This is a genomic window from Streptomyces sp. NBC_00102 (assembly GCF_026343115.1).
Lineage (GTDB): Bacteria > Actinomycetota > Actinomycetes > Streptomycetales > Streptomycetaceae > Streptomyces.
The window spans coordinates 3,696,768-3,712,871 of the sequence record NZ_JAPEMC010000001.1 but is presented as its reverse complement, the minus strand read 5'-3'; the positions used below and the strand labels follow the sequence as shown (position 1 = coordinate 3,712,871).

13 protein-coding genes and 1 pseudogene are annotated in these 16,104 nt (G+C 70.7%); 4 read left to right on the top strand and 10 right to left on the bottom strand.

Translation table 11 applies throughout. The features are described 5' to 3' along the window. Positions 1–10: 10 nt before the first annotated feature. A complete protein-coding gene (locus tag OHA55_RS16585) occupies positions 11–1,609 on the bottom strand; it encodes a polyamine aminopropyltransferase (RefSeq protein WP_266707028.1) in 1,599 nt (532 codons plus the stop codon). Between the two features lie 305 nt (positions 1,610–1,914). After that, positions 1,915–2,421 (bottom strand): annotated as a pseudogene (locus OHA55_RS16580) (DUF2617 family protein); the annotation flags it as partial. A gap of 868 nt (positions 2,422–3,289) precedes the next feature. On the opposite strand from OHA55_RS16580, the gene OHA55_RS16575 reads away from it, so the two are divergent. Beyond that, positions 3,290–4,456, top strand: coding sequence for a pyridoxal phosphate-dependent aminotransferase (locus OHA55_RS16575; RefSeq protein ID WP_266707026.1), 1,167 nt, complete (start codon positions 3,290–3,292; stop codon positions 4,454–4,456). Positions 4,457–4,595: 139 nt separating this feature from the next. On the opposite strand, the gene OHA55_RS16570 is transcribed toward OHA55_RS16575, so the two are convergent. After that, entirely contained in the window at positions 4,596–5,156 is a 561-nt protein-coding gene (locus OHA55_RS16570) for a YbjN domain-containing protein (RefSeq protein WP_266707024.1), read from the bottom strand. 171 nt (positions 5,157–5,327) lie between these two features. On the opposite strand from OHA55_RS16570, the gene OHA55_RS16565 reads away from it, so the two are divergent. Beyond that, complete coding sequence (locus OHA55_RS16565; RefSeq protein WP_266707022.1) at positions 5,328–5,852, top strand: hypothetical protein; 525 nt, start codon at positions 5,328–5,330, stop codon at positions 5,850–5,852. Between the two features lie 146 nt (positions 5,853–5,998). Here the strand turns inward: OHA55_RS16565 and clpB are convergent, their stop codons facing one another. Next, positions 5,999–8,605, bottom strand: a complete 2,607-nt coding sequence (gene clpB / locus OHA55_RS16560) for an ATP-dependent chaperone ClpB (protein ID WP_266710715.1) — start codon at positions 8,603–8,605, stop codon at positions 5,999–6,001. Between the two features lie 152 nt (positions 8,606–8,757). On the opposite strand from clpB, the gene OHA55_RS16555 reads away from it, so the two are divergent. After that, complete coding sequence (locus tag OHA55_RS16555; RefSeq protein ID WP_266707020.1) at positions 8,758–9,162, top strand: pyridoxamine 5'-phosphate oxidase family protein; 405 nt, start codon at positions 8,758–8,760, stop codon at positions 9,160–9,162. Between the two features lie 186 nt (positions 9,163–9,348). Here the strand turns inward: OHA55_RS16555 and OHA55_RS16550 are convergent, their stop codons facing one another. Further along, positions 9,349–9,669 (bottom strand): (2Fe-2S)-binding protein, encoded by a 321-nt coding sequence (locus tag OHA55_RS16550; protein ID WP_266707018.1) that lies wholly within the window; start codon positions 9,667–9,669, stop codon positions 9,349–9,351. Then, a complete protein-coding gene (locus OHA55_RS16545) occupies positions 9,666–10,211 on the bottom strand; it encodes a hypothetical protein (protein ID WP_266707016.1) in 546 nt (181 codons plus the stop codon). The genes OHA55_RS16550 and OHA55_RS16545 overlap by 4 nt, the downstream gene beginning before the upstream one ends. A gap of 113 nt (positions 10,212–10,324) precedes the next feature. Here OHA55_RS16545 and OHA55_RS16540 point away from each other — a divergent pair, with 113 nt between their 5' ends. After that, complete coding sequence (locus tag OHA55_RS16540; protein WP_266707014.1) at positions 10,325–11,335, top strand: helix-turn-helix transcriptional regulator; 1,011 nt, start codon at positions 10,325–10,327, stop codon at positions 11,333–11,335. 97 nt (positions 11,336–11,432) lie between these two features. Here the strand turns inward: OHA55_RS16540 and OHA55_RS16535 are convergent, their stop codons facing one another. From OHA55_RS16535 to dnaK, 4 genes are all read right to left on the bottom strand, one after another. Then, positions 11,433–11,879, bottom strand: coding sequence for a helix-turn-helix domain-containing protein (locus OHA55_RS16535; protein WP_266707012.1), 447 nt, complete (start codon positions 11,877–11,879; stop codon positions 11,433–11,435). Between the two features lies 1 nt (position 11,880). Next, entirely contained in the window at positions 11,881–13,074 is a 1,194-nt protein-coding gene (dnaJ, locus tag OHA55_RS16530) for a molecular chaperone DnaJ (protein ID WP_266707010.1), read from the bottom strand. 174 nt (positions 13,075–13,248) lie between these two features. Next, a complete protein-coding gene (grpE, locus tag OHA55_RS16525) occupies positions 13,249–13,887 on the bottom strand; it encodes a nucleotide exchange factor GrpE (protein ID WP_266707008.1) in 639 nt (212 codons plus the stop codon). Continuing rightward, entirely contained in the window at positions 13,884–15,734 is a 1,851-nt protein-coding gene (gene dnaK / locus OHA55_RS16520) for a molecular chaperone DnaK (RefSeq protein WP_266707006.1), read from the bottom strand. Before dnaK ends, grpE begins: the two co-directional genes overlap by 4 nt. Positions 15,735–16,104 lie beyond the last annotated feature (370 nt).

The window sequence follows — 16,104 nt, the reverse complement described above, 5'->3', positions numbered from 1 at the left end:
GGCCCTCGCGTCAGGTCTCCGAGGCGTAGCGCGGATGCAGCAGCGTGGACGGCGGCTGCGCCGGCATCCGCATCCCCTCCGCGGCCCGCCCGGCCGCGGCCAGCTCCTGTGCGTCGAGCGACCGCAGAGGAGGGGTTGCGGGGCCGAGCCCCAGTGCGGGCCCGGCCGTCCCGGGAACCGCCAGCACGAAGCCCCAGTCCTCCGTTCCGCCGGTGTCGCCCGGCACCCGGTCCGGACTCGCGAACCCGGTCCGGCGCCCGAGGACCCGGTACGGGCGGGTGGCCATGCCGCCGGCCCGCACGGTCGCGTCCACCGTCCAGTACGTGCGCGGGCGCTTCCCCGGCGGCCCCGCGTGCACCACGAACCGGCCGCCAGGGGCGACCACCCGCCTGACCAGGGCGTAGAACTCGGCCGAGTACAGCTTGGTGCTCGCCGTGATGCCCGGGTCCGGCAGATCGGATACGACCACGTCGTACCGGTCGCGCGCGGTCCGCAGCCAGCTGAACGCGTCCGCGGTGACCGCCGTGAGCCGCGGGTCCTCGTAGGCGCGGCCGTTGAGGGCGGAGAGCGCGGGGTCGGTACGGGCCAGCCGGGTGACCCCGGGGTCCAGCTCGACCACCGTCACCCGGGTCACGTCGGGGTAGCGCAGCACCTCGCGGGCGGCCAGCCCGTCACCGCCGCCGAGCACCAGCACCCGGGCGTGCGGCCCGTCCATCGCCGGGTGCACGAGGGCCTCGTGGTACCGGAACTCGTCACTGGCCCTGACCCGCAGCCGGCCGTCCAGATAGAGGTCGAGGGAGTCGCGCCCGGCGCCGGTGAGAACGATCTCCTGCACCCCGGTCTGCACCGCGACCCGCACCTGGTCCCCGTACACCGCCCGGCGCGCGGCCCGCTCGAAGTCGTCCACCAGCACGGTGGCGGTGGCCAGCAAGGCCATCGCGCAGACCCCGGCGAGGACGAGGAGCCAGCGGGAGCGCGCGGTGAGGTCGCGCCGGAAGAGCCAGAGGATCAGGGCCCCGCCCGCCGCCGCGTTGACCGCGCCGGTGAAGAGCGCGCCGGTCAGCTGCCCCAGCATCGGCAGCAGCAGGAACGGGAAGGCCAGTCCGCCCACCAGCGCGCCCACGTAGTCCGCCGCGAACAGATCGGCGACGGTCCCGCCCGCGTCCTGCCGGTCGACCCGCTGGATCAGCGTCATCAGCAGCGGGATCTCCGCTCCGATCAGGACGCCGATCGCCACCGAGAACCCGACGAGCGCGACGCGCGACTCCCCGAGCCAGGCGAAGGAGGCGTACAGCACCAGGGCGGAGAACCCGCCGACGAGTGCGAGCGCCACCTCGATCAGCGCGAAGCCCACGGCCGCGTGGCAGCGTAAACGTTTCGCGAGGAGCGATCCGATGCCCATCGCGAAGACCATCACGGAGAGCACCACCGACGCCTGCGTCACGGAGTCGCCGATCAAGTACGAAGCCATGGCGACCAGTTCGAGTTCGTACACCAGGCCACAGGCGGCGCAGACGAAGACGGAGGCCAGCACGAGGAACCGGCCGGTCCGAGGGTTTACGGGAAGGGGCGCCGCACCCCCGAGAAGGGGCACCTGCTGGTCGATCATGCCCGGAACGCTACGTCACGATTCCTTCGCACCTTGTCACCCGCAAGGGTGTACATGAGGCTCCTGAGCGAGCGCCCGGCGTGCGCCAACCGCCCACCGGCGCACGCCAACACGCCGCACGCCGCACCCTTTTCGGTCACTCAGAGCAGCAGGACGGGCGCACCGGACGCGACGGGTACGGCCGGTGCCGCGGCCGCCGACGCGACCGGAAAGGCCGTCATCCGCCCACGGGTCGGCTGCTCCACCAGCGGCGCGACACCCGGCACGCCCGCCGTCCCCGGCTTCACCCCGCCTCTCGGCGGCACGGGCATCCGCACCCCGACCCGGGTCCGCGTGACGACCAACTGCCCTTCCTGCGGGTACGCGTGCCACGTACGCCACCGCACCTGCCCCTCGGAGCGCTGCGCCAGCATCGCGGTGAAGGCGTACGGGCTGCCCGGAAAGGTGCCGGCCAGACCGTGCGGGTGCTCGGCCACGAGCGCGAGCAGTTCCTGCGCCCGCGCGGCGAACTGCACGTCACTGAGGGTCTCCACGCGTGCCGCGAACTCGTACTCGCGGTCGCCGAGTTGCTTGGCCACCCCCACGGGCAGCGGGGTGCGGGTGCCCGGGAGACAGGCCACGGTCTCCGAACAGGAGTCGCCGCCCTCCTCCAGCAGGACCTGGTGGGAGGCGCCGAGCAGCCTCAACTGCATGGTGGCGGCGCCGAGCTGGAGATCCAGTACGGCGAGGGCGGGCAACGGCTCCCTGCCGAGCGCCCACGCCAGGTCGGCAGCGCGGGTGTCGGAATAGGCCGTCTGGAGGGACGTGAGCATGGGTCGGCTCCGCAAACGCAGGGACACATGAGCAGGGGGCGCCACCGGAGCACTGACGTGGAGGAGGTGGGAAGCGCCCGATCCGGCCCAACTGGGGTCCGTGGGCTGAAATGTTCGGTCAAACGAGGGAATCACGAACTACGCCGCACTCACCGCGTTTTTGACCAACTTGACGTGGTTTCCATCCCCTGGGGGGCAATACAGCTCACCTGTTCAACAAAAACGTGCCCGCGCGCCTCCCGGTCCCCGCCCTCCGCCCGCCCGGCCGCACCGAAGATCCGCAACAGCCCGGGGCCCGGCCGGAGTTGATCAACCCCGGCCGGGCCCCGTCCTGCCGCACGCCAATGCGCCGAACCGGCGCCGACCGCGACCGCGCGTCAGTCGCCTCCTCCGCCGCCGCAGCCGCCCCCGCACGAGGACCCGCCGCCGCAGGAGTGGCCACCGCCGCACGAGTGGCCACCCGAGTGGCTGGAGCCGCCGTCCCCGGCCGAATCTCCGCCGCCCGCCCACCAGCTGTCGCCGGACGACCACCCGCGCCCCGACGAGCGGCGCGTCTTCTTCGTACGCACCGAGTACCCACGCGGGCCACCACGCGCGGTGGACCCCGAACGGGTCCGCCACGGCCACCTCGCGGCCCTCACGACGATCCCCGCCACCGCCAGCACGATCAGCCCCACCAGGACGTATTCCACGCCCTCACATCCTTCCGTCCCCCGTGGCGGCCCCCGCCACCCTCCGAACCCGCTCGGATGCCGGTGGGATGCCCCGGCCACGTCCGCACCAAAGCGGACTTGAGCAACTCCAGAGCTTGCCGACAGGATGACCACGGGTCCCGGAGACGCCGGCCCGCATCGAGGACGGTGGAGAGATGAGCCGCAGGCCACTGCTGAACCGCAGGCTGGACGGACACGGAACGACGATCTTCGCGGAGATGTCGGCCCTGGCACTCACGACCGGCGCCATCAACCTGGGGCAGGGCTTCCCCGACACCGACGGCCCCGAGGAGATCCGCGAGGCCGCCGTCCGCGCCCTGCGTGACGGCAAGGGCAACCAGTACCCTCCCGGCCCCGGCATCCCCGAACTGCGTACCGCCGTCGCCGGCCACCAGCAGCGCTTCTACGGCCTGGCCTTCGATCCCGACACCGAGGTCCTGGTCACCGCGGGCGCCACCGAGGCCGTCGCCGCGAGCATGCTGGCCCTCCTGGAGCCGGGCGACGAGGTCATCGCCTTCGAGCCGTTCTACGACTCCTACGCGGCGTGCATCGCCATGGCCGGCGGCGTCCGCGTCCCCCTCACCCTGCGCGCCCCGGACTTCCGCCCCGACCTCGACGCGCTCCGGGACGCCATCACCCCGCGGACCCGGCTGCTGCTCCTGAACAGCCCGCACAACCCGACCGGCATGGTCCTCACCCGCGAGGAACTCAGCGCCATCGCCCGCCTCGCCGTCGAGCACGACCTCCTGGTCGTCACCGACGAGGTCTACGAACACCTCGCCTTCGACGGGGACCACGTCCCCCTCATCTCGCTGCCGGGTATGCGCGACCGAACGGTCTCCATTTCCTCGGCCGGCAAGACCTTCTCGTACACCGGCTGGAAGATCGGCTGGGTCACCGGCTCCGCCGCCCTCGTCACCGCGGTACGCACCGCGAAGCAGTACCTCACCTTCGTGAGCGGCGGCCCGCTCCAGTACGCCGTCGCCGAAGCCCTGGCCCTCCCCGACGCGTTCTTCACCGGCTTCCGCGAGGACCTCCGCGCCAAGCGCGACCTCCTCACGGACGGCCTCGCCGCGGCCGGCTTCGAGGTGTACCGCCCCCAGGGCACGTACTTCGTCACCACCGACGTGGCCCCCCTCGGCGAGAAGGACGGCATCGCCTTCTGCCGCGCCCTCCCCGAGCGCGCCGGCGTCGTCGCCGTGCCCAACGCCGTCTTCTACGACGACCAGGAGGCCGGCCGCACCCAGGTCCGGTTCGCCTTCTGCAAGCGGACGGCCGTGCTGGAAGAGGCGGTGAGCCGGCTCAAGCGGCCGGCGCCCTGAGGCGGCGGGCGAAGGCGCTCCGCCGGGCGGCGGATCCGGCGCCTCCCGCTCCCCGGAAACACCGACGGCCGGGTCGGCGGTCGTGGTGACCGCCGCCCGGCCGGGCGTCGTGCGGGTGCGACCCGCGAATCGGGGTCGGTCAGCCCTCGGGCGTCTCGTCGGCCGACTCGGCGGAGCCCTCGGCCTTGTCCTCGACCGGCGCGAGGCCGAGGCGCTCGACGAGCCACTTGTCGAACTCGATGGAGGCGCGGACCCAGCTCACCGTGGAGGAGACGAAGTGCTCCAGGCTGACGCCGGTGCCGATGAGCATCTGCGCCTCACCGATCAGGCGGACCGAACCGGCCTCGCCCTCCTCGCCCTCGTGCGAGTGCGTGTAGACCTTGGGCCACAGGGTGCGGCGGTTCCAGTCGTCGATCGCGTCCAGCAGGACGGCGCGCTGGTCCAGGTCGTGCGGGCGGTCGTAGAACGTCCGCACCGAGAAGACCTGCTGGTCCGCCTCGCCGCGGAACATGAAGTACGTGCGGAACTCTTCCCACGGCGCCGCGAGGTCGCCCTCGTCGTCGACGACGAACTTGAGCTCCATCTGCTCCAGGAGCTGCTTGACGAGGTCCTGGTCAGGGACGACGGGGCCCTCCGGTCCTGCCGCCTGCGGTTCGGGCTGGCCCCCGAAATTAGGAATCGAGGACGGATCGATGCTCACCGTTATTTCCCTTCGTGCGGTTGTACGCCATCCTCCCCCATGGCGGGCGGGGAATGGCAACCCCCAGCAGGTCCGATCCGCTGCCGGCGGAACGGCCGGGAGCCGGGCCGCGTCTTACCGAGCCGGCGCACTTCACCGGCCCGACACGGCCGGTTCGGACAGGAGCACACCGTGGACGACCGAATACCGCCGCATACGGCGCCCGAGGCCACGCAGGAGACCGTAAGGCCCCGCGGGCGGGCGCATCCGTGGATCTGGGCCGCGCTTCTCGTCCTGGTCGTGGCACCGTTGGCGATCCCTGTCTACTTCCTCGGGCAGCTCCTGCTCTCCACCGTGACCGGCGAGGAGTTCGGGAAACCGACCGTCTCCTGCGACGAGGCGGTGCGGTTCCTCGGCGCCCCGCTGCCCGGGGCCGCGCACGACAAGAGGTGCCAGGAGGAGAACAGCTGGCTGGACGCGGGGTACGACATCCGCTTCCGGATCACCCGGACGGCACTGGACGACTGGCTGGCCACGGCGTTCCCCGGAATCGCGGACCCCTGGTACTCCACGGACCTCTGCGACGACGGTGTCGACGCCTGCGGCAATCTCCAGTTCGGCGACCAGCCGCACGGCCGGGCCCTGGCCGCCGACCTGACGGCCGTGTACGGGGACGACGGCACCCTCCTCGTACACATCCACCCCTTCGACGTCTGAGGCGTCTGAGGGCGTCTGAGGCGTCCAAGGCGTCCGGCGGTGCCTCCGAGCGCGTTCGCCGCGGCCGAGCGCGTTCGCCGCGGCCGAGCGCGTTCGCGGCGGCCGCGGGCACACCGCCCGCGACCGCCGCTTCCGTACCGGGACCGTCAGCCCGCCGCACCCACGATCAGGCCGGCCTCGGAGCCCTCCCCGAAGACGTCCACCCGCACGGTGTCGCCGTCCGCGATCTCACCCGCGAGGATCTCCCGGGCGAGCTGGTCGCCGATCGCCGTCTGGATGAGGCGGCGCAGCGGCCGGGCGCCGTAGGCCGGGTCGTTGCCCTTCTCGGCGAGCCAGGCCAGTGCGGCCGGGGTGACGTCGAGGGTGAGCTGCCGGTCGGCGAGCCGCTGGGCGAGGCGGCCGATCTGGAGCCCCGCGATGTGGGCGAGTTCGTCGCCGGTGAGCGCGGAGAAGACGACCAGGTCGTCCAGCCGGTTGAGGAACTCCGGCTTGAACGAGGCCCGTACGACCTCCAGTACCCGCTCCTTCTTCGCCTCGGGCTTGAGCAGCGGGTCGACCAGGAACTGGCTGCCCAGGTTGGAGGTCAGGATCAGGATGGTGTTGCGGAAGTCCACCGTCCGGCCCTGGCCGTCCGTGAGCCGGCCGTCGTCCAGCACCTGGAGCAGGATGTCGAAGACCTCCGGGTGGGCCTTCTCCACCTCGTCGAGGAGCACCACGCTGTACGGGCGGCGGCGGACCGCCTCCGTGAGCTGGCCGCCCTCCTCGTAACCGACGTACCCGGGCGGGGCGCCGACCAGCCGGGCGACGCTGTGCTTCTCGCTGTACTCGCTCATGTCGACGCGGACCATGGCCCGTTCGTCGTCGAAGAGGAAGTCCGCGAGCGCCTTGGCCAGTTCGGTCTTGCCGACGCCGGTGGGGCCGAGGAAGAGGAACGAGCCGGTCGGCCGGTCCGGGTCGGCGATCCCGGCCCTGGTGCGGCGTACCGCGTCCGACACCGCGCGGACGGCCTCGCTCTGGCCGATCAGGCGCTTGCCGAGCTCCTCCTCCATCCGCAGCAGCTTCTGCGTCTCGCCCTCCAGCAGGCGGCCGGCCGGGATGCCGGTCCAGGCGCCGACCACGTCGGCGATGTCGTCGGAGCCGACCTCGTCCTTGACGAGGGTCTCCTTGGGCGTCTCGGCCGCCACCTGTTCGGCCTCGGCGGCCGCCTCCAACTCGCGTTCCAGGCCGGGGATCTCGCCGTAGAGCAGCTTGGACGCGGTGTCGAAGTCGCCGTCGCGCTGGGCGCGTTCGGCCTGGCCGCGCAGATCGTCGAGTCGTTCCTTCAGCTCGCCGACCCGGTTGAGGCCCTGCTTCTCCTTCTCCCAGCGGGCGGTGAGGCCGCGCAGCTCCTCCTCCTTGTCGGCGAGGTCGCGGCGGAGCTTCTCCAGCCGCTGCCGGGAGGCGGCGTCGGTCTCGTTCTTCAGCGCCAGCTCCTCCATGTGGAGGCGGTCCACGGCGCGTTGGAGCTCGTCGATCTCGACGGGCGAGGAGTCGATCTCCATGCGCAGCCGGGATGCGGCCTCGTCCACGAGGTCGATCGCCTTGTCCGGGAGGAAGCGGGAGGTGATGTAGCGGTCGGACAGGGTCGCGGCGGCCACCAGCGCGGCGTCCGCGATGGAGACCTTGTGGTGCGCCTCGTAACGCCCCTTGAGCCCGCGCAGGATCGCGATGGTGTCCTCGACGCTGGGCTCGGCGACGAGCACCTGCTGGAAGCGGCGCTCCAGGGCGGGGTCCTTCTCGATCCGCTCGCGGTACTCGTCGAGCGTGGTCGCGCCGACCATCCGCAGCTCGCCGCGGGCCAGCATGGGCTTGAGCATGTTGCCCGCGTCCATGGCGGAGTCGCCGCCGGCGCCCGCGCCGACGACGGTGTGCAGCTCGTCGATGAAGGTGATGACCTTGCCGTCGCTCTCCTTGATCTCGGAGAGGACGGTCTTCAGCCGCTCCTCGAACTCGCCCCGGTACTTCGCGCCCGCGACCATCGCTCCGAGGTCGAGGGAGACGAGCCGCTTGTCGCGCAGCGACTCGGGCACGTCGCCCTTGACGATGCGCTGGGCGAGTCCCTCCACCACGGCGGTCTTGCCGACGCCGGGCTCGCCGATGAGGACCGGGTTGTTCTTCGTACGGCGCGAGAGCACCTGTACGACGCGGCGGATCTCCTGGTCCCGGCCGATGACCGGGTCGAGCTTGCCCTCGCGGGCCGCCGCCGTGAAGTCCGTACCGAACTTCTCCAGGGCCTTGTACTGACCCTCCGGGTCGGGTGTGGTCACCCGTCGCCCTCCCCTGCTCTTCTCGAACGCGGCCAGCAGCTTCTTCGCACCGGCCCCCTGCGCACCGAGGATCTCACCGGCCCGGCCGCCCTTGTCCGCGACCGCGATGAGGAGGTGCTCGGTGGAGACGTACTCGTCGCCCAGGTCCTTGGCGCGCCGCGCGGCGTCGCTGACGACGGCGAGCAGCTCGCGGTTGGGCTGCGGCGGCGCCACGGTGGAACCGGTGACGCGGGGCAGCGCACCGAGCAGCCGCTCGGTCTCCGTGCGTACCGCGGCCTGGTCCGCTTCCACGGCGGCGAGAAGATCGATGATGTTCTCGTTGTCTTCACCCGCGAGCAGCGCGAGCAGCAGGTGTGCGGGGGTCAGATCGGGGTGTCCGTCCTTCACGGCCCTGTCGGTGGCCGCGGTGAGGGCGTCCCTGCTCTTGTTCGTCAGCTCGGCGTCCACGTGCGCTGTCTCCTCCTCGTCGAATCGCGTCCTGCCCAGGCTCGGCACCTGGCCCATGATTCGACCAACGTGCACAAAGTTGAGTCTATTCCACTCAAGGCCAGGATTCGAGAGGACCAGGCCGCTGACAGGGCGGCTTCTAGGCTTCACCCATGGCCCTCGACGTACGCGACCCCAGCCCCGAGTACCTCGCCTTCTGGCGCGAGTACCACCTCTGCACCCTGACCACCCTCCGCCCGGACGGCACCCCGCACGTCGTACCGGTCTGCGTGACGTACGACCCCGAGGCGGGGCTGGCCCGCATCATCACCGACGGCGGCAGCCGGAAGGTCGCCCACGTCCGGGCCGCGGGGCCCGAGGGGGCGCGGGTCGCGGTCTGCCAGATGCACCGAGCCCGCTGGGCGACGCTGGAGGGCGTCGCCACGATCCGTACCGAACGGGAGGCCGTCGAGGACGCCGAGCGCCGCCACACCGAGCGCTACGGGCGGGAGCCGAGGGTCAACCCGACGCGGGTCGTCATCGAGATCGCCCTGGACCGGGCGCTCGGCCGAGCCTGACGGTGCCGAGGGCGCCGCCCCGGCCGACGTCCCGCCGGCCCTCCCCGGCCCTGCCCGGCCGCCCGGCCGCCCTGCCCGGCCCTGAAAAACTTCCTGGCACAAGCACAGCGGCGCCACCGTGTCAGGTCACGGTGGCGCCGCTGTGTGGGGGATGCGCTTGAGCGATGTTGTGGTTCGGGGGATCGCTCAGGCGCTTCGGGGGGTGGCGGAAATGGTCTCGGGGTCGAACAGTTCGTGGTCGCGCTGGTCCAGATTGACGAAGATCATGCCGTACCTCACTTCGCAGCGGACGGGCTGTGGGGCGCCCCTCGGCCTGCGCAGACAGCGGTAGGCGCGAATCTCTTCGCCCTCCTCCATGACGACGACCACGGGCTCACCGAGCAGGGTGACCATCAACGAGTCACCCGGGCCCGGCAGAGCGGTGAGCAAGTCGACGAAGTGCCACCCCGAGCGATAGGCCGAAGCCATCTCGCGCCGGAAGATCCGGTCGTCCGGCGGGGTGGTCATGCCTCTGCGGAAGCCGGCAGGGAGTCCCAGCCGATGTCGCCCTGCACCTTGTTCAGGGAGTCCCAGCCGATGTCACCCTGCACCTTGTTGAGCGAGTCCCAGCCGATGTCACCGGTGGCCGAGGCCTGCACCACGGTCGCCGAGTCCCAGCCGATGTCGCCCTGGACCTTGCTCAGCGAGTCCCAGCCGATGTCACCCTGCACCTTGTTGAGCGAGTCCCAGCCGATGTCACCGGTGGCCGAGGCCTGCACCAAGGTCGCCGAGTCCCAGCCGATGTCACCCTGCACCTTGTTGAGCGAGTCCCAGCCGATGTCACCGGTGGCCGAGGCCTGCACCACGGTCGCCGAGTCCCAGCCGATGTCACCCTGCACCTTGCTCAGCGAGTCCCAGCCGATGTCACCGGGCGTCGCCGCAGCCACACTGTCCCAGCCAATGTCCCCCGGGACAGCAGCCGCCTCACCGTCCCAGCCGATGTCGCCCGCGCCCACCAGCCCGAAACCCAGGGCGGCGACGAACGAGGCGGCAAGCACCGAGCGAAGCATTCGCTTATCCATAATCGGCTTCGTCCTCACTTGTGGATTCTTCTCCCCCGTCCCTAAGACGATGTCTCACGCGACCCTGTGAACACCACAGAGTCGATGCATCATGTTCTTGCATGTTCAGGAACCTGGGGGGTGGAGAAATGATCACAAGAGACACCAAAACGACACATCCTCACGGAATCACCGAACTGTGTGAGGACGGCAAACGTCTCTACTCGGGCGCACTCCGCTCCGGAAGAATCGCGCGCGAAGAGGTCGAACCGGCCCCGTGCCTGATGGAATTCGCCCTGCTGCACGCCGATCCCGACGACCCCGACTGGCTGCGCCCCGTACCGCCCTCCACCGCGCTCGCCCAGCACGTGAATCCCCTGGAGCGCGAGATACAGGAGCGCCGGCGCCACTCGGTGCTGCTCGCGCAGTCCTTCGAACCCTTCATGGACATCAGCGCCCAGGGACCGCCCGCCACCCACGCCATCACCGTGCTGGAGGGCGTGGCCCGGATCAACGGCGCCCTGGACGTCGCCACCGCGGAATGCCACAGCGAGGTCCTCACCATCCAGCCCGGCGGCGGAAGGAACGAGGACCGGCTCGGCAAGGCCCTGGAACGCGGCCTCTCCGTCGTCCACCGGGGCATCCGCATGCGGACGCTGTACCAGCACACCGTCCGCTACAGCCCCAGCACCCTGGCCTACGCGGAACGCATCGCCGACGCCAATGTCGAGATCAGGACCTCCGAGGAGCTCATCGAGCGCCTCATCGTCTTCGACCGCACCGTCGCCTTCATACCGGCCCAGGACGACCGCCAAGTCGCCCTGGAACTCCGCCACCCGGGGCTGGTCGCCTATCTCGCGTCGGTCTTCGAGAAGTTCTGGACCCGCGCCACCCCGCTGCTGGAGGAGATCCGGTACGAGCCCACACCGGAGGGCATCAGCGCGGTCCAGCGGTCCATCGCCCAACTCCTCGTCGAGGGCCACGTGGACGACTCGATCGCGCGTCGGCTCGGGATGAACGTACGGACCTGCCGGGCGCACATCGCCAAGCTCGCCGCCACCCTCGGAAGCAGCAGCCGAGCCCAACTCGGCTTTCTGATAGCCCAGTCGGGCATTCTCAGCGAGGACGGCTGACACCGGCACCCAGCCCGTGCGAAAGGCCCGCCCACCGGTGTCCGAACACCGGTGGGCGGGCCTTCGCGTCGACCGGGCGACAGGCGCCCGTCCGCTGTCAGTCCTTCGGCCGCTTGGGCCGCCAGACGACGAGCGCACTGGTCTGCTGCACGTCCTGGTACGGCACGAGGTCGCGCCGGTACGAAGCGTGCACCTGAGCCTCGCGCTGCTGCATGGCGACCGCCGCCCCGTCCACCGCGGCGGAGAGCTCGACGACGCGCTGCTGGAGCGCGGCGACCTGGTTCTCCAGCTCGATGATGCGCTTGATGCCGGCCAGGTTGATGCCCTCGTCCTGGGACAACTGCTGCACGGTGCGCAGCAGTTCGATGTCACGGGCCGAGTAACGCCGTCCGCGTCCGGCCGTGCGGTCCGGGGAGACCAGGCCGAGGCGGTCGTACTGACGGAGTGTCTGCGGGTGCAGGCCCGAGAGCTGGGCCGCGATCGAGATCACGTACACCGGGCTCTCATCGGTCAGTTCGTACGGATTACGTCGGCGGCCGTCCATCTCAAGCTCCCTTCGCGGCCTGGAACAGGTCGGCCCGCGGGTCCTGGACCGCGGCCGCCTTGCGGTAGGCCTCCAGCGCTTCCCTGGCTTCGTCGCCCAGCTCGGTGGGCACCGCGACCTCCACGGTGACGAGGAGGTCACCCCGGGTGCCGTCCTTGCGCACGGCGCCCTTGCCGCGGGCGCGCATCGTACGCCCGTTCGGGGTACCCGCGGGGATCTTGAGGGTGACCGGAGGGCCACCGAGGGTGGGGACCTTCACCTCGCCGCCGAGCGCCGCCTCCGGGAAGGTGACGGGCACGGTGACGGTGAGGTTGTCGCCCTTGCGGCCGAAGACCGGGTGCGCGTCCACGTGGACGGCGACGTAGAGGTCGCCGGCCGGACCGCCCCGCTCGCCCTGGCCGCCCTTGCCGCGCAGCCGGATCCGCTGCCCGTCCAGGACACCCGCCGGGATGCGGACCTGCATGGTGCGGGCGGACTTGGCGCGTCCGCTGCCCTTGCAGACCTCGCAGGGGTTCTCGGCGATCAGACCGCGGCCCTTGCAGTCCACGCACGGGTCGGTGAGCGAGAACCCGCCACCGCTGCCGCGCGAGACCTGGCCGGTACCGACACAGGTCGGGCAGACCCGCGGGGTGCCGTTCTTGTCGCCGGTGCCGGAGCACGCCTTGCAGGGCGCCTGGCTGGACATCCGCAGCGGGACCGTGGCCCCGTCGACGGCCTCGGTGAAGCTGAGCGTCACCTCGGTCTCGATGTCCTGGCCCCTGCGCGGCTGGACCCGGGTACCGGCGGCGCCGCCGCGGTTGAAGAGCCCGCCGAACACGTCGCCGAGGCCTCCCCCGCCGCCGAAGCCGCCGCCGCCCTGGCCCGCCCCGCCGCCCTGGGTGCCTCCGAAGAGGTCGCCCAGGTCGAAGCCGCCGGGGAACCCGCCTCCGGCACCGGGACCGGGCCGGAACCCGCCGTTGCCGAAGAGGGCGCGCGCCTCGTCGTACTCCTTGCGCCGCTTGGTGTCGCCGAGGACGTCGTTCGCCTCGGAGATCTCCTTGAAGCGCTCCTCGGCCTTGGCGTCACCCTTGTTGGCGTCCGGGTGGAACTCACGGGCGAGTTTCCGGTAGGCCTTCTTGATCTCGGCGTCGGTGGCGTCCTTCGGGACGCCGAGGACCTTGTAGTAGTCCTTCTCGACGAAGTCCTTCGTGCTCATCGACGTCCCTCCTTCCGGACGATCGGCCGTCGGCCTCTCGCGTACGACATGCCCGGCTCACGGGGAGCGCTGTCGCTCCCCGGTCGACGCCGGTCCCTGGACAAGGCCCGGGCGGCAGGCCCTGGGGCCGGCCGCCCGGCCGGTCGGTGTGCGACCGGGTGGTCCGACGTGATGTCAGACCTCCTCGGGTCCACCGCTCTCCTCGTCGTCTGCCTTCTCTTCCTTCGCCGCCGCGGGCGTGGCGCCCGGCTGCGGCTCCGCCACGGCGACCCGCGCGGGGCGGATGGTGCGCTCGCCGAAGCGGTACCCCGGCTGCAGGATCGCCACGCAGGTCGTCTCCGTGACGTCCGGCGCGTAGCTGTGCATCAGGGCTTCGTGGATCGTCGGGTCGAAGGGCTCGCCCTCCTCGCCGAACTGCTGGAGACCCAGCTTGGTGACGATCGACTCCAGGGAGTCGGCCACCGACTTGAAGCCGCCGACGAGCTCGCCGTGCTCGCGGGCCCGGCCGACGTCGTCGAGGACGGGGAGGAGCTCGGTCAGGAGGTTCGCCGAGGCGATCTCCTTCACCGTGACCCGGTCCCGCTCGACGCGGCGACGGTAGTTCTGGTACTCGGCCTGCAGCCGCTGGAGATCCGTCGTGCGCTCGGCGAGCGCCGTGCGTACCTGGTCCAGCTGCGCGGTCAGGCCTGCGGTCTGGTCAGCGTCCCCGGCCGGGGCCGCCTCCTCGGAGGCGGCCTTCGGCTCGGCGTCGTCGGAGGTGGCGCCGGAAGGGACGTCGGGCTTCTCCTCGAAGCCCGGGGTCTCCTCCGTCACACCGCACCGCCCTTGCTGTCCTTCTCGTCGTCCACGATCTCGGCGTCGACGACGTCGTCGTCGGCCGGACGGGCCTGCTCGGCACCGGGCTCACCGGCGGCCGCACCATCGGCCTGGGCGTTGGCGTACATCGCCTGGCCCAGCTTCTGGGAGACGGCGGCGACCTTCTCGGTGGCCGTACGGATCTCGGCGGTGTCCTCGCCCTTGAGCTTCTCCTTCAGCTCGTCGAGCGCGGTCTCCACCTCCGTCTTGACGTCGCCGGGAACCTTGTCCTCGTTGTCCTTGAGGAACTTCTCCGTCTGGTAGACGAGCTGCTCGCCCTGGTTGCGCGTCTCGGCGGCCTCGCGGCGACGGTGGTCCTCGTCGGCGTACTGCTCGGCCTCTTCGCGCATCCGGTTGACCTCGTCCTTCGGCAGCGAGGAGCCACCGGTGACGGTCATCTTCTGCTCCTTGCCGGTGCCGAGGTCCTTGGCTCCGACGTGCATGATGCCGTTGGCGTCGATGTCGAAGGTGACCTCGATCTGCGGCACGCCGCGCGGGGCCGGCGGCAGGCCCGTCAGCTCGAACATCCCGAGCTTCTTGTTGTACGCCGCGATCTCGCGCTCGCCCTGGTAGACCTGGATCTGCACGGAGGGCTGGTTGTCCTCGGCGGTGGTGAAGATCTCGGACCGCTTGGTCGGGATCGTCGTGTTCCGCTCGATGAGCTTGGTCATGATGCCGCCCTTGGTCTCGATACCGAGGGACAGCGGGGTGACGTCGAGGAGCAGGACGTCCTTGACCTCACCCTTGAGGACACCGGCCTGGAGCGAGGCGCCGATGGCGACGACCTCGTCCGGGTTCACGCCCTTGTTGGCGTCCTGGCCACCGGTCAGCTCCTTGACGAGCTCGGCGACGGCCGGCATACGGGTCGAGCCGCCGACGAGAACGACGTGGTCGATCTCGGAGAGGGCGATGCCCGCGTCCTTGATGACGTTGTGGAACGGGCTCTTGCACCGGTCCAGCAGGTCGGCGGTCAGCTGCTGGAACTGGGCGCGCGTGAGCTTCTCGTCCAGGTGCAGCGGGCCCTCGGCGGACGCCGTGATGTAGGGCAGGTTGATCGTGGTCTCGGTCGAGGACGAGAGCTCGATCTTCGCCTTCTCCGCGGCCTCGCGGAGACGCTGGAGAGCCATCTTGTCCTTGGACAGGTCCACGCCGTGGCCGTTGGCGAACTGCTTCACCAGGTGGTCGACGACGCGCTGGTCCCAGTCGTCACCACCGAGGTGGTTGTCACCGTTGGTGGCCTTCACCTCGACGACGCCGTCACCGATCTCCAGGAGCGACACGTCGAAGGTGCCGCCACCGAGGTCGAAGACGAGGATCGTCTGGTCGTCCTTGTCGAGGCCGTACGCCAGCGCGGCGGCGGTCGGCTCGTTGACGATGCGCAGGACGTTGAGGCCCGCGATCTCACCGGCCTCCTTGGTCGCCTGACGCTCGGAGTCGTTGAAGTACGCCGGGACGGTGATGACCGCGTCGGTCACCTTCTCACCCAGGTACGCCTCGGCGTCGCGCTTCAGCTTCTGCAGGATGAAGGCGCTCATCTGCTGCGGGTTGAAGCTCTTGCCGTCGAGGTCGATCTTCCAGTCAGTGCCCATGTGGCGCTTGACGGAGCGGATGGTCCTGTCGACGTTGGTGACGGCCTGACGCTTGGCCACCTCGCCGACGAGCACCTCGCCATTCTTCGCGAAGGCGACGACGGACGGCGTGGTCCTGGCGCCTTCGGCGTTGGTGATGACGGTGGGCTCGCCGCCTTCGAGAACGCTGACGACGGAGTTAGTCGTGCCCAGGTCGATGCCGACCGCACGTGCCATTTCGATTCCTCCTGAAGACTTACTTGAGCGGATCTGACTCAAGGATGCATGACACCCGCCGCAGAGTCAACGGACCTGAGTCATGAAGACTCAACTTAAGTGCCGATGACCCGCGCCAGGTGGCGAATGCGCAGCTCAGCGCGGTACGCGACCCCGCGCGCCACCAACCGGACACCCCGCACGCCTCGTCCGCCCCACGGCCCGGCCCGGCCTCGCCCCACCGAGGGGGACCTGCGCGGCGCCCGGGAGACACGCGGGAAGCGGGGCGCGCCACTCACCCCGTCCCACCATCGCACCGTGGGATTGTTCTGTCACAAAATGCCGTGAGCCGGTCAAAACGCACCGGCTCCGGACCCCCACCGAACTCCGA

Excerpts from the sequence above, each read along its gene's own strand:
- OHA55_RS16575 (WP_266707026.1), top strand. The coding sequence starts at position 3,290 with ATGAGCCGCAGGCCACTGCTGAACCGCAGGCTGGACGGACACGGAACG.
- OHA55_RS16540 (WP_266707014.1), top strand. The coding sequence starts at position 10,325 with ATGTTCAGGAACCTGGGGGGTGGAGAAATGATCACAAGAGACACCAAA.
- OHA55_RS16545 (WP_266707016.1), bottom strand. The coding sequence starts at position 10,211 with ATGCTTCGCTCGGTGCTTGCCGCCTCGTTCGTCGCCGCCCTGGGTTTC.
- dnaK (WP_266707006.1), bottom strand. The coding sequence starts at position 15,734 with ATGGCACGTGCGGTCGGCATCGACCTGGGCACGACTAACTCCGTCGTC.
- OHA55_RS16535 (WP_266707012.1), bottom strand. The coding sequence starts at position 11,879 with ATGGACGGCCGCCGACGTAATCCGTACGAACTGACCGATGAGAGCCCG.
- OHA55_RS16550 (WP_266707018.1), bottom strand. The coding sequence starts at position 9,669 with ATGACCACCCCGCCGGACGACCGGATCTTCCGGCGCGAGATGGCTTCG.
- OHA55_RS16555 (WP_266707020.1), top strand. The coding sequence starts at position 8,758 with ATGGCCCTCGACGTACGCGACCCCAGCCCCGAGTACCTCGCCTTCTGG.
- dnaJ (WP_266707010.1), bottom strand. The coding sequence starts at position 13,074 with ATGAGCACGAAGGACTTCGTCGAGAAGGACTACTACAAGGTCCTCGGC.
- OHA55_RS16585 (WP_266707028.1), bottom strand. The coding sequence starts at position 1,609 with ATGATCGACCAGCAGGTGCCCCTTCTCGGGGGTGCGGCGCCCCTTCCC.